Origin of the sequence: Apibacter adventoris, from assembly GCF_002964965.1 — a bacterium.
Classification (GTDB): domain Bacteria; phylum Bacteroidota; class Bacteroidia; order Flavobacteriales; family Weeksellaceae; genus Apibacter; species Apibacter adventoris.
Window position 1 is genome coordinate 184,688 of sequence record NZ_PSZN01000023.1, and the last position, 12,501, is coordinate 197,188.

The window sequence follows — 12,501 nt, forward strand, 5'->3', positions numbered from 1 at the left end:
ATAAATTTTAAGGTTTATCTGTTACTTTTTTCATCATTCTTACTGCTTCTTCTAAAGAAAGAGTTCCTAAATCTCCCTCTCCTCTTTTTCGAATAGATACAGTTCCTGATTCTTCTTCTTTCTCTCCCACTATAAACATATAAGGGATTTTATTAATTTCCGCATCACGTATCTTTTTACCAGTCTTTTCGTTACGCTCATCAATCCGTCCGCAAATATCTGAATTTTCCATTAAATTCAAAACTTTTTTTGCATAAACTGTATATTTTTCACTAATAGGAATTATAATAAATGGTTCCGGGCTTAACCATAGAGGCAAATCTCCTCCGGTATGTTCTAGGAGAATAGCAACAAACCTTTCTAAAGATCCAAATGGAGCTCTATGTATCATTACCGGTCTATGTTTTTCATTATCTGGACCTATATAATGTAAATCAAATCTTTCAGGAAGATTATAATCTACCTGTATTGTTCCTAATTGCCAACTTCTTCCTAAAGCATCTTTTACCATAAAATCAAGCTTAGGACCGTAAAAAGCAGCTTCTCCATATTCTATAACGGTTGGAAGATTTTTACTTTCAGCGGCTTGTTTAATTGCATTTTCTGCTTTCTCCCAATTTTCATCTGTCCCGATATATTTTTCTTTATTTTCTTTATCTCTTAATGATACCTGAGCGGTAAAATTTTCAAATCCTAAAGATTTAAATGTATATAATACTAAATCTATTACCTTTTCAAATTCTCCAATTAATTGATCGGGAGTACAGAATATATGCGCATCATCCTGAGTGAACCCTCTAACTCTGGTCAGCCCATGTAATTCACCGCTTTGTTCATAACGATATACAGTTCCAAATTCAGCAAATCTTTTCGGTAAATCTTTATATGACCAAGGTGCTGAGCGATAAATTTCGCAATGATGCGGACAATTCATGGGTTTTAATAAAAATTCTTCTCCTTCATTTGGAGTTTTAATAGGTTGAAAACTATCTGCTCCATATTTATCATAATGTCCACTGGTAACATATAAATCTTTATGTCCTATATGGGGAGTCGCTACAATTTCATATCCTGCTTTTTGTTGGGCTGCTCCTAAAAAGTCTATTAGTTTTTGGCGCAATTTAGCCCCTTTAGGCAACCATAAAGGAAGTCCCGCTCCTACTTTTTCTGAAAAGGTAAATAAACCTAATTCTTTACCTAATTTACGGTGATCTCTTTTTTTAGCTTCTTCTATCCTTTCTAGATACTCGGTAAGATCTTTTTGTTTAGGAAAGGTTATTCCATACACTCTTACCAATTGTTTATTTTTTTCGTCTCCTCTCCAATATGCTCCGGCTGCATTTAAAACTTTTACTGCTTTTACAATTCCTGTTGATGGTATATGACCTCCTCTACATAAGTCAGTAAAATTATCATGTGTACAGAATGTAATAGTTCCATCTTCGAGATTTTCTATTAATTCTGTCTTATATTCGTTATTTTTATATTCTTGTAATGCATCTTTCTTGCTAACAGGATATAATCTAAATGAAGAATCCTTTTTAGCGTTTTCAAGCATTTTTTTCTCAATTTTTTCGAAATCTTTTTCTGAAAAAGCTTCCCCTCCAAAATCTACATCATAATAAAATCCGTTTTCTATAGCCGGACCTATTGTTAATTTTGCACTGGGATAATATTCCATTATAGCCTGTGCTAATAAATGGGCAGAAGAATGCCAAAATGCTTTTTTACCTAAATCATCATTCCAGGTAAGTAATTGAACCGTTGCATCTGCCGTTATCGGGGTGGTAACTTCTACTTGTTTACCATCTACTAATGCAGAAATTGTATTTCTAGCCAATCCTTCTGAAATACTTTTGGCTACATCCAACGGTGTAACGGAATTCTCAAATTCCTTTACACTTCCATCTGGAAGGGTAATTTTTATCATTCTTCTATTTTTTAAGGGTACAAATTTACAAAAGTTTTAATAATTTATTTTGTTTTTCAGCTATCTAACTTAATATGCATTTACATATTAAAGATAATTTTGTTGAATTTTAAAGAAAAATTAGTTTCTAGGATAAGAAAAATTAACTATCTGACATAATAGCTTCCTTCATTAATTTCTTGTTCAATTAAGTCATTTTTTTCCTATTACTTTCATTATTCATAGGAATCCAACGTCTTTCATCTGCCCTATAATGCCAATTTTTTTATCTTTATTATAAAATAATTTACAGTTACTCCCTCTAACAATTTTTAAAATTTTATTATCATGATAACTTTATTTATCATAATTAATGTAAGCCAATTACGCCATTTCTGAATATAATTCATTTTATTTTATTAATTAATTGTCTATTTATATAATTATCTAACTGTTACCTAAAATTCAAGAATTTATTAAATCTCCTCATAATTTTCCATAAATGTTTTCTATTAAAATTTAAGTCTTTTTTAAATAACTTAGGAGATGTTTAAATTTTATATATTATATCTATAATTAATATTATAATAAAAAATTATTATTTTTTAATTATATAATCAATAAGCTCGTTTTGGCATGAGTTACATGGATGAGATCGCTAGGGTTTATTTGTATTTGCAAGCCTCTCTGTCCGGCACTTATAAATATATATTCAAAATTTAAACAACTTTTATCTATAAAAGTATGGAAATGCTTTTTCATTCCTATCGGAGAGCAACCTCCACGTATATATCCAGTTAATCCCATTAAATCTTTTATAGGGATTAAATCGCAGTTTTTATTTCCTGAAATTAGAGCCGTATGTTTTAAATTTAATTCTTTACTTCCGGGAATTAAGCATACAAAATAACCGGTTTTATCTCCTTTCAACACCAAGGTTTTAAATATTTGATCTATATTTTGATCTAACAAATGAGCAACATGTTGTGCACTTAAATCTGATTCATCAATATCGTAAGAAATCAATTCATATGCAATCTTTTCCTTATCTAATATTCTGGCTGCATTTGTCTTATGATTCTTTTGTTTATTCATTTAAATTACAGAATACTCATTTATATTTTTTTTTGACAACTTATTTATCTGTCAAATTTTAATGCTTTGCCTCTTACTTCATTAACTATTCCGTTATCAAAAGCTAATTTCCCGTTCAAGATAGTTTTCTCAATCGTAGTTGAAAATGTATTGCCTTCAAACGGTGACCATTTACATTTATATAAAATATTTTCTTGCGTTACTGTATAAGGTTTTTCTGGATTTATCAATACCATATCAGCAAAATATCCTTTTTTTATATAGCCTCTTTTATATACTTGAAATAAATCTGCAGGAGCATGACTCATTTTTTTCACTACTGTTTCTTTTGTTATTTTTCCTTTTTTTGCTAATTCCAACATAACTTGTAAGGAATGCTGAATTAAAGGTCCTCCTGATGCTGCTTGTAAACACCCTCCTTGTTTTTCACTTAACAAATGAGGAGCATGATCAGTTGCTATAACATCTAATTTATCTTGATTTACCGCCTGTAATATGGCATCTCTATCTTTACGGGTTTTTACTGCCGGATTCCATTTAATTTGTGCCCCCATAGTTAGATATTCTTCATCAGTAAACCATAAATGATGTACACAGGCTTCTCCTGTTACTTTTTTTTCTGATAAAGGTTTACTTTCAAAAAGACTTAATTCTTTTTCTGTAGATATATGCAATACATGAAGTCGTGTTCCATATTTATGAGCTAATTCTACTGCTTCTGAAGATGATTGATAACAGGCTTCTTCACTACGAATTAAAGGATGATAGGGTATTGGGATATTTTCTCCAAATTCTATTTTATATTTTTCAATATTCGCTTTTATAATTTCTTCTTTTTCACAATGGGTAGCTATTAGCATATTTACTTCTGCAAAAATAGTCTCTAATGCTTTTTTGTTATCTACCAACATATTTCCTGTTGATGATCCCATGAAAATTTTAATTCCACAAACCTTTTTTGGGTTTATCTTTTTGAGTTCTTCCATATTTGAATTGGTAGCTCCCATAAAAAATGAATAATTTGCATAGGATTTTTGAGAAGCTAACTCAAACTTTTTGTTTAACGCTTCTATAGTTACGGTTTGTGGAAGGGTATTTGGCATTTCCATAAAAGAAGTTACTCCTCCGGCAATTGCTGCTCGACTCTCTGTTTCTATATCCCCTTTATGGGTAAGCCCCGGTTCTCTGAAATGTACTTGATCATCTATTACTCCGGGAAGTAACCATAGACCTTCTGCTTCAATAACTTGAGCTTCTTTTATGATTCCTTCCGGAACTTTTTCATTTAAATAAACTTCTGAAATCAGATCATCTTCTATTAAAACAGAACCTTTAACCGAATTGTCTTCATTTATGATAGTAGCATTGTGTATAAGTATCATTTTTTTCTTATTTAGTTTAATGTCCTGCTGTTTTGGAATATAAATTTATAATTAAAACGCCTATAATTATAAAAACTATTCCTATAATAGCCGGTATATCTAGCTTTTGTTTATATATAAAATATCCTGTAAAACTTATTAACACTATCCCTATTCCCGACCAAATTGCATAGGCTATTCCTAATGGTATAGTCTTAATCGCTTTATTAAGGCTAAATAATGCACTAAAAAATAAAAGAAAGAATATTACGGTTGGTTTCCATACAGTAAATTCTTTAGTTTTAGGAAGGGTTGAGGTTGCTATTACTTCTAAACAAATAGCAAGCATTAAAAATAAATAAGATTTCATTTAAAATAATTCTGACTGATTTCCCATTGTTTTTATTTTCCCTAAATGTTTATAAGCTTTCTCTGTAGCTTCTCTTCCTCTTGGGGTACGTATTAAGTACCCTTCCTGAATTAAAAATGGTTCATATACCTCTTCTAATGTACCAGGATTTTCTCCTACTGCGGTAGCTATTGTTGTTAATCCTACCGGACCTCCTTTAAATTTATCTATAATAGAACTAAGAATTTTATTATCCATTTCATCTAATCCGTGCTTATCAACTTTTAAAGCTTCTAGACCCATTTCCGCAATTTTCATATCTATTTTTCCAGTACCTTTAATTTGTGCAAAATCTCTAATTCTTCTTAATAATGCATTTGCTATACGAGGAGTACCCCTGCTTCTAGAGGCAATTTCGATTGCTGCCTGAGATTCTATAGGCATATTCATAATTCGAGAACTTCTTTCTACAATCATTCCTAATAATTCAGTATGATAGTATTCAAACCTGAAATTTATTCCAAATCTGGCCCTTAATGGTGCTGTAAGTAGCCCTGATCTTGTAGTAGCTCCTATAAGGGTAAATGGATTTAGATTTATCTGAACCGATCTAGCATTAGGACCACTTTCTATCATGATATCTATGCGATAATCTTCCATAGCTGAGTATAAATATTCTTCAACGATAGGCGATAATCTATGAATTTCATCTATAAATAATACATCATTTCCCTCTAATCCGGTTAATAAACCTGCTAAATCCCCAGGTTTATCTAATACCGGGCCTGAGGTAATTTTTATACCTACTCCTAATTCATTAGCTATGATATTTGCTAGGGTAGTCTTTCCTAACCCTGGCGGACCATGTAATAAAACATGATCTAATGATTCCCGACGAAGTTTAGCTGCTTTTACAAAAATCTCCAGATTATCCATAATATGAGGTTGCCCTGCAAATTCATGGAAGTTCTTTGGACGCACCTGCTCTTCTTGAACTATTTCCTCTTGGGAATATTTTTCTTTATCGGGATCTAATAAGTCGGACATTCTGTAAAATTAGTACTTCTTTAGAAATCAAAAAAATAAATATAATTTAAAATAAATTCTATTTTTTAATCATTAAAACATGATTTAATATACATTAACAAATATTGTTTTTCTATTTTTTGTGATTTTGATGTTTAAAGAGTATTTTCATTTAAAAATTAAAAATTTTATTATATTATTCCTATGCTTTCTATTATTTCCCAGCTGTTTTCACAAGCTGATCTTCTAAAAAAAGATCAAAGTTTTTAAGAAATTGTATAAATTCCAAAATATATGAACACAAAAGCAGTATCCTTTTTATTATTCCAATTTTGATTTTATTTGGGTAAAGGAATATTCTTAATGACACATTATTAGATTCATTTAAAATCTATGTATACCCTAATTTAAATCCATCAAAACTAAATAATAGCAAATATTCGAATTTAGATCGGCCCATTATACCTAATCATAAATATATTTTCATGATTCCTAAACAAAATCCTTATGAACTTACTAATATGAAAATGAAAATGGTTCCTTGTTTTACTATGTTTTCTGAAAATTGGGCATATATTCTTACACAGTTTTGTATTGATATCTACCTTGAAAACAGAGAAAATTTAGAAATTTATAATCGTGAAGAAAATACAATAAAATAAATTTCCTAGTTTTATTAATTACACATATTGAAAACGTTCATTCTCAGTGAAATAATTTAAATTTGATAATAGTATTAAAGTAGCCTCAAATACTTTAAATATTTAAATTATGAATAAAAATTAATTTTAAATAAAAAATATTAATTTTATTAAATTTTAATTCCTAAATGCACTACGGGTTTTATTTTATTTATTATTTACATTCTATTATCTAAATAATAATCCTAAAACATGTGTTGCTGTTTCTGATGAAAGATTTAATAAAGGTTGCGGAAAAATACCAAATATTAATACTAAGAAAGCCAATACCCCTAATCCAATTTGTGTTTGTAATGAAATATCTTTTTGTGTTTTTAAAAATTCTTTATTTCCTGGTCCAAACATAGACATTCCGTAGGTCTTAGTTACATATACTGCACAGAGAATAAGAGTTAACCCTGCAAAAATTACACCCCAGGTACTTAAGGTAAATATGCTTTTTAATAATAAAAACTCACCTATAAAAGCATTGGTTAGAGGAACGGCCATTGTACCTACGGATATAATCATGAATAAAACAGCAAGTACAGGTGCTTTTGCAGCCAAACCTCCCATTTTTGATAAATCTCTGGTACCAAATCTTTTTATTAATATATCTGCCACATAAAACAACCCTACTATATTTACTCCATGTGCCAACATTTGTATTGAAGCTCCTTCTATTCCGGTTTTGTCTATACCATAATTTACAGATAGTATTGCTGAAGAAAAAATTCCGGCAGCTATTAATCCTACATGAGCCATAGATGAAAAAGCTATTAATCTCTTAATGTCTTTTTGTACTATAGCTATTAAAGATGCATAAACAATTCCTATAATTGATAAAACTAAGACTATACACCCCGAGATACCTCCAATTGCTTCCGGAGCTAAAGGTAGAAGATATTTTATAATCCCAAATACTCCCATTTTTAACATGATCCCTGATAGTAACATAGAACCTTGTGTCGGAGCCATAGTATAGGTATCTGCCTGCCAGGAATGAAAAGGGAAAATGGGTAATTTAATAGCAAAAGCTAGGAAAAACATCCAAAATATAAATACTTGTTCTTCCGAGGATAGTTTTATTGAATATAAACTATGATAATCAAAAGATCCTGTTTGTAAATATACATATATAAAGGCTACTAGCATAAATAAAGAGCCAAAAAATGTATAAATGAAAAATTTAAGATTTATCTTCCTTTTGTTTTCTCCGGTACCATATAAACCACATATAAACCAAATAGGAATTAATGTTACTTCCCAAAAAATATAAAATAATAATCCATCAATGGAAGTAAATAATCCAACCAATCCAAACTGCATCAATAAAATTAAAGCATAAAATGCTGAAGGTCTATTATCTTTAAATGAGGAATATATAATAATAGGGGTTAAAGTATTAGTTAAAAGAAGCATTAATAGTGTAAGTCCATCTATTCCAAAATGAAGAGAGCTATTAATTTGAGTTATCCAAGGGTATTGAATCTCAAACTGAACTCCTTTTTCGTAAAATTGTGCCCACACAAAGGCTGTAAGTACAAATTCTGCTATAGCTAATGTAAAAGCTACGTATTTGGAACTATTTGCTTTTAGGGTAAATAATAATATTGCGCCTAAAATTGGCAAAAGTATTATTGCTAATGTTAACATTATATCCTGTTTACTTAATTTGTTTTTTAATGAGTTAAAAATTTCGCTACTAATAATAATATAAATATTCCAACAGACATAGCAAATACATAAAATTCAACATTCCCGTTTTGTACTAATCTTAAAATATTTCCACATCCTTGTATTAATTTTCCAGCTCCTTCTACTATACCATTTATAAAATACTTATCCACAATATTTTTTAAAAAACGACCTAAATTTAGAATCGGATTAACTATAATTTCGTTATATAATTCATTGACATAAGCAGCTTTTGCAGAGACTTTTTGCCATCCGATAAGATTTTCTGTAATCTGAGCTGTAGTTTTTAATTTAACATATTTATGGTAAGAAAAACCTGCGACTATAGCTATAATGGTTAAGGTAATAATTAATAAAATCATTTCTGTCATAAAAGATGGTTCAGGTATTGGATGTAAACCTATATAAATAACTGATAACCAATTTGCCATTTTTTGTGATATACTTTCACCTAAATAATGAGGTAAATTTATAGCTCCTCCTATTGTAGTTAATATAGCTAAAATAATTAAAGGAATTGTCATGACTGCAGGACTTTCATGTATATGTTCTTTTTGCTCTTTAGTTCCTTTAAAATCCCCAAAAAAAGTAAGGAATAATAATCTAAACATATAAATACAAGTTAATGCTGCAGAAAAAAGAGTTAAAAACCAAACCATTTTATTTTTCCCCCATAATACAGTAAGAATTTCATCTTTTGAAAACATTCCTGCTAATGGAGGTACACCACAGATAGCAAGAGTTCCTATTAAGAAAGTTCCATAGGTAAGTGGTATTTTCTTTTTAAGTCCTCCCATATATCTCATATCCTGCTCTCCACTCATTGCATGAATTACACTTCCTGCGCCTAAGAATAAAAGTGCTTTAAAAAAGGCATGAGTAGTTACATGAAACAGAGCTGTTGTATAGGCTCCTGCCCCTATTGCAATAAACATTAATCCTAATTGGGAAACTGTTGAGTAAGCCAGTACTTTTTTAATATCATTTTGCCGTAAACCAATAAAAGCAGCTAATAGTGAAGTAGCCAAACCTACGTACATAATAAAATCTAAGGTAAATGGGGATAAACTGTAAATTGCATTTGAACGTATTACCATATAAATACCTGCCGTTACCATAGTTGCTGCATGTATTAATGCCGAAACGGGTGTTGGACCAGCCATAGCATCGGGTAACCAGGTATATAAAGGAATTTGTGCGGATTTTCCCATAGCTCCTATAAATAAAAAAATAGTAGCTGATATTAATATAGGATCGTTAATTGAAAAGTTATTAATTTTACTAACTATGTCTGTATATTCTATACTTCCAAAGTAATATGCAATTATAAATATTCCTATTAATAAGCCTAAATCCCCTATTCTATTCATCACAAATGCCTTGCGTGCAGCATAACCATATTCTTTATTTTTAAACCAAAAACCAATTAGAAGATAAGAACAAAATCCTACTCCTTCCCATCCTATAAAAAGAATTAAAAAATTACTTCCCATGACTAATAACAACATGGAAAAAATGAAAAGATTTAGATATGAAAAAAATTTATAAAATCCTTTATCGCCATGCATATATCCTATGGAATATAAATGGATTAAAAAACCTACCCCGGTAACAATCATCATCATAATGATGGATAATTGATCTATCTGAAAAGCAAAATTTACCTTAAATTCTCCGATAGTAAACCAGTTAAATAAATTTTGTTTTATTGGATCATAATTATCTAAAGAAGAACTTATACATAAATTACCAAAAATTATTATTGAAAGTAAAAAGGAAATGAAAACCATTAAAGTGGCTATACCTCCAACCATCTTTTCTGACATTTTTTTTCCAAAAAACCCACAAATTATAAATCCTATTAGAGGTAAAGCCGGTATTAGATATATTATATTCTCCATGTATTATCCCTTTAATCTATTAAATAAACTTACATCTGTAGAACCTGTATTTCTATAAAGCATGGTAATAATTGCCAATCCTACAGCTACTTCTGCAGCTGCTACTACCATTATAAAAAAAACTAATATTTGTCCATTTGCATCTCCTTTATAGGCAGAAAATGCAGTTAATAAAAGGTTAACTGAATTAAGCATAAGTTCTATGCATCCTAAAATTATTATGGCATTTCTCCTAACTAAAACTCCTGTTATTCCTATACAGAAAAGTAAGGCAGACAGGTATATAAAATAATCTATTGGAATGCTTTGTAATAAACTATTTACCATTTCTCTTCTTTTTTATTTCAGATATATATTATAAATCTCTTTTTCCTATCATAACAGCACCTACTAATGCAGATAAAAATAAAATACCTGCTAATTCAAAAGGCAATACATACTGACTAAATAACAAATGTCCTAAATTCTTGGTTAAGCCTATTTGACTATCAGGATTTAAAGGAAAATCAATTTGATTATATCCACGTAATGCTCCTAAAAATCCTATAAATACTAACCCTCCACATATAGTCGCCAGGATTCTGAATGCATTACCTTTAAGAGGTTCATCTTTTTCCTTTAAATTTAACATCATTAAGACATAGAGGAACAAAACCATAATTGCTCCTGAATATACTATAATTTGAACTGCACTTAAAAATTGTGCATTTAACATGATATATAAACCTGAAATTGAAAAAAAGGTAATAATAAGAGCTATAATACTATACATTGGATTTTTACTAAATATTACAAATAAAGCGCTTATTACTGAACAGGCAGATACTAAATAAAACAAAATTTCCTCCATGTCTTATTTTTCTATTGAATATTTTTTTATTTGCCTTAGAGAGACATCAATTCTATTTTCCAATGTTTCTACTAATTTATCTTTGCCATAAATAAAATTTTTTCTTAGGTCTTCTGGAAAGACAATTCTATCGGTCAAAAATATTGCTTCTTTTGGACAGGCGTCTTCACAAAGCCCACAAAATATACATCTTAGCATATTAATTTCGTATTTTTTAGCATATTTTTCTTCTCTGTAAAGATTTTCTTCTCCTTTTTTTCTTTCTGCTGCTATCATTGTAATAGCTTCTGCCGGACAAGCAACTGCACATAGCCCACATGCTGTACATCTTTCTCTCCCTTCATCATCTCTTTTTAAAATATGCTGTCCTCTATATACAGGGCTAAATTCTCTTTTCTGTTCAGGATAACTAATGGTAGCTCTTTTTTTGAATAAATGACTAAAAGTTATGGACATTCCGGAAAGTATAGTGGGAATATATATTTTCTCTTTGAAAGTCATAGTTTTATTGGAAACTACTTTAGATCTATTTGTCAATCGTTGCATAAGCTTTATATAATTTTAGCTTTATTTGTTATTATTTAAAAACTATAATGGCTGCTGTGATTAAAAGGTTAAATATGGCTAATGGAATCATAATTCTCCAACCTAATCGCATTAATTGGTCGTAACGGAATCTTGGCAAGGTCCATCTTACCCACATAAAGCAAAATATACAAAAAGTTATTTTTAAAAGAAATGTAATTATGCTAAGTATTCCGATCATATTTTCACTTAATGTTCCGTTTGCTGCTAATTCATTCATATACGGAAAACTATAACCTCCTAAAAAAAGAGTACTTATTAATGCTGAACTGATAAACATGTTTATGTATTCTGCAAATAAAAATACTCCAAATTTCATAGAACTGTATTCTGTATGATAACCTCCTACTAATTCTGATTCACATTCTGCCATATCAAAAGGAGCACGGTTTAGCTCTGCAAAAGAACAGGTCACAAATAATATAAAGGCTAAGGGCTGATAAAACACATTCCAAGCCAATCCATTTAAAAAAGATATTCCATATAAGTTTGTAGCTTGTTCTTCAACCATTACTCTAAGATCTAATGTCCCAGACATCATAATAATAGAGAGAAGAGAAAGTCCCATAGCTAATTCATAGGAAATCATTTGCGAAGAAGCTCTTACAGCTCCTAGCAGAGAATATTTGTTATTAGATGCCCATCCTCCCAACATAATACCATAAACTCCTATAGACACTATTCCCATGATATATAAAACTCCAACATCTATATTAGCTACTTGTACGGGATATGAAATTCCACTAAATACTAAGGTTTTTCCCCATGGAATAACAGCTCCTGTGCTTAATGCTATAAGCATCAATATTCCCGGGGCTATTATAAAGAGCCATTTATTCGCGTTTCTTGGAACGAAATCTTCTTTAAAAAATAGTTTTCCCCCATCACATAGGGGTTGCATTAAACCAAAAATACCTGCTCTGTTAGGTCCGTATCTATCTTGCATTAATGCGGCTACTTTTCTTTCCATCCACGTTTCATAGGCTGCTGCTCCTAAACATATTACAAATAAAATTACTACTAATGATATTGTAAACCACATATTTT

The 12,501-nt window shown here is 30.1% G+C and carries 12 protein-coding genes; 1 reads left to right on the forward strand and 11 read right to left on the reverse strand.

Annotated features, from left to right (window positions below; all coding sequences use genetic code 11):
- Nucleotides 1-7: 7 nt before the first annotated feature.
- From thrS to ruvB, 5 genes are all read right to left on the reverse strand, one after another.
- Nucleotides 8-1,930 (reverse strand): threonine--tRNA ligase, encoded by a 1,923-nt coding sequence (thrS, locus tag C4S76_RS10525; RefSeq protein ID WP_105194423.1) that lies wholly within the window; start codon nt 1,928-1,930, stop codon nt 8-10.
- A gap of 588 nt (nt 1,931-2,518) precedes the next feature.
- Nucleotides 2,519-3,004, reverse strand: a complete 486-nt coding sequence (gene ybaK, locus C4S76_RS10530; protein WP_105194424.1) for a Cys-tRNA(Pro) deacylase — start codon at nt 3,002-3,004, stop codon at nt 2,519-2,521.
- A gap of 44 nt (nt 3,005-3,048) precedes the next feature.
- A complete protein-coding gene (locus C4S76_RS10535; protein ID WP_105194425.1) occupies nt 3,049-4,386 on the reverse strand; it encodes a dihydroorotase in 1,338 nt (445 codons plus the stop codon).
- A gap of 16 nt (nt 4,387-4,402) precedes the next feature.
- A complete protein-coding gene (locus C4S76_RS10540) occupies nt 4,403-4,735 on the reverse strand; it encodes a DMT family transporter (protein ID WP_105194426.1) in 333 nt (110 codons plus the stop codon).
- Entirely contained in the window at nt 4,736-5,761 is a 1,026-nt protein-coding gene (ruvB, locus tag C4S76_RS10545; protein ID WP_105194427.1) for a Holliday junction branch migration DNA helicase RuvB, read from the reverse strand. It lies immediately after the preceding gene.
- Nucleotides 5,762-6,225: 464 nt separating this feature from the next.
- Between ruvB and C4S76_RS11840 the strand changes: the two genes are divergently transcribed.
- Nucleotides 6,226-6,402 carry a hypothetical protein gene (locus C4S76_RS11840; RefSeq protein WP_181044109.1) on the forward strand — a complete coding sequence of 59 codons (177 nt, stop codon included), beginning with the start codon at nt 6,226-6,228 and terminating at the stop codon, nt 6,400-6,402.
- Between the two features lie 207 nt (nt 6,403-6,609).
- Here C4S76_RS11840 and C4S76_RS10550 read toward each other — a convergent pair whose 3' ends face one another.
- The 6 genes from C4S76_RS10550 to nuoH all read right to left on the reverse strand — a co-directional run bounded on the left by C4S76_RS10550 (nt 6,610) and on the right by nuoH (nt 12,496).
- Nucleotides 6,610-8,076, reverse strand: coding sequence for a complex I subunit 4 family protein (locus C4S76_RS10550; protein ID WP_105194428.1), 1,467 nt, complete (start codon nt 8,074-8,076; stop codon nt 6,610-6,612).
- Between the two features lie 26 nt (nt 8,077-8,102).
- Complete coding sequence (gene nuoL, locus C4S76_RS10555) at nt 8,103-10,019, reverse strand: NADH-quinone oxidoreductase subunit L (protein WP_105194429.1); 1,917 nt, start codon at nt 10,017-10,019, stop codon at nt 8,103-8,105.
- A 3-nt stretch (nt 10,020-10,022) separates the two neighbouring features.
- Nucleotides 10,023-10,346 carry an NADH-quinone oxidoreductase subunit NuoK gene (gene nuoK / locus C4S76_RS10560; RefSeq protein ID WP_105194430.1) on the reverse strand — a complete coding sequence of 108 codons (324 nt, stop codon included), beginning with the start codon at nt 10,344-10,346 and terminating at the stop codon, nt 10,023-10,025.
- A gap of 28 nt (nt 10,347-10,374) precedes the next feature.
- Entirely contained in the window at nt 10,375-10,869 is a 495-nt protein-coding gene (locus C4S76_RS10565) for an NADH-quinone oxidoreductase subunit J family protein (RefSeq protein WP_105194431.1), read from the reverse strand.
- A gap of 3 nt (nt 10,870-10,872) precedes the next feature.
- The gene (locus C4S76_RS10570; protein ID WP_105194515.1) at nt 10,873-11,370 is read right to left on the reverse strand and encodes a NuoI/complex I 23 kDa subunit family protein; all 498 of its coding nucleotides are present in this window, start codon (nt 11,368-11,370) and stop codon (nt 10,873-10,875) included.
- A 76-nt stretch (nt 11,371-11,446) separates the two neighbouring features.
- Nucleotides 11,447-12,496, reverse strand: a complete 1,050-nt coding sequence (gene nuoH / locus C4S76_RS10575; protein WP_105194432.1) for an NADH-quinone oxidoreductase subunit NuoH — start codon at nt 12,494-12,496, stop codon at nt 11,447-11,449.
- Between the last annotated feature and the right edge of the window lie 5 nt (nt 12,497-12,501).

Coding starts and splice junctions, on each gene's coding strand:
- nuoH (WP_105194432.1), bottom strand. CDS start 12,496: ATGTGGTTTACAATATCATTAGTAGTAATTTTATTTGTAATATGTTTA.
- C4S76_RS10570 (WP_105194515.1), bottom strand. CDS start 11,370: ATGACTTTCAAAGAGAAAATATATATTCCCACTATACTTTCCGGAATG.
- ruvB (WP_105194427.1), bottom strand. CDS start 5,761: ATGTCCGACTTATTAGATCCCGATAAAGAAAAATATTCCCAAGAGGAA.
- ybaK (WP_105194424.1), bottom strand. CDS start 3,004: ATGAATAAACAAAAGAATCATAAGACAAATGCAGCCAGAATATTAGAT.
- C4S76_RS10540 (WP_105194426.1), bottom strand. CDS start 4,735: ATGAAATCTTATTTATTTTTAATGCTTGCTATTTGTTTAGAAGTAATA.
- C4S76_RS11840 (WP_181044109.1), top strand. CDS start 6,226: ATGATTCCTAAACAAAATCCTTATGAACTTACTAATATGAAAATGAAA.
- C4S76_RS10565 (WP_105194431.1), bottom strand. CDS start 10,869: ATGGAGGAAATTTTGTTTTATTTAGTATCTGCCTGTTCAGTAATAAGC.
- thrS (WP_105194423.1), bottom strand. CDS start 1,930: ATGATAAAAATTACCCTTCCAGATGGAAGTGTAAAGGAATTTGAGAAT.
- C4S76_RS10550 (WP_105194428.1), bottom strand. CDS start 8,076: ATGTTAACATTAGCAATAATACTTTTGCCAATTTTAGGCGCAATATTA.
- nuoK (WP_105194430.1), bottom strand. CDS start 10,346: ATGGTAAATAGTTTATTACAAAGCATTCCAATAGATTATTTTATATAC.
- nuoL (WP_105194429.1), bottom strand. CDS start 10,019: ATGGAGAATATAATATATCTAATACCGGCTTTACCTCTAATAGGATTT.
- C4S76_RS10535 (WP_105194425.1), bottom strand. CDS start 4,386: ATGATACTTATACACAATGCTACTATCATAAATGAAGACAATTCGGTT.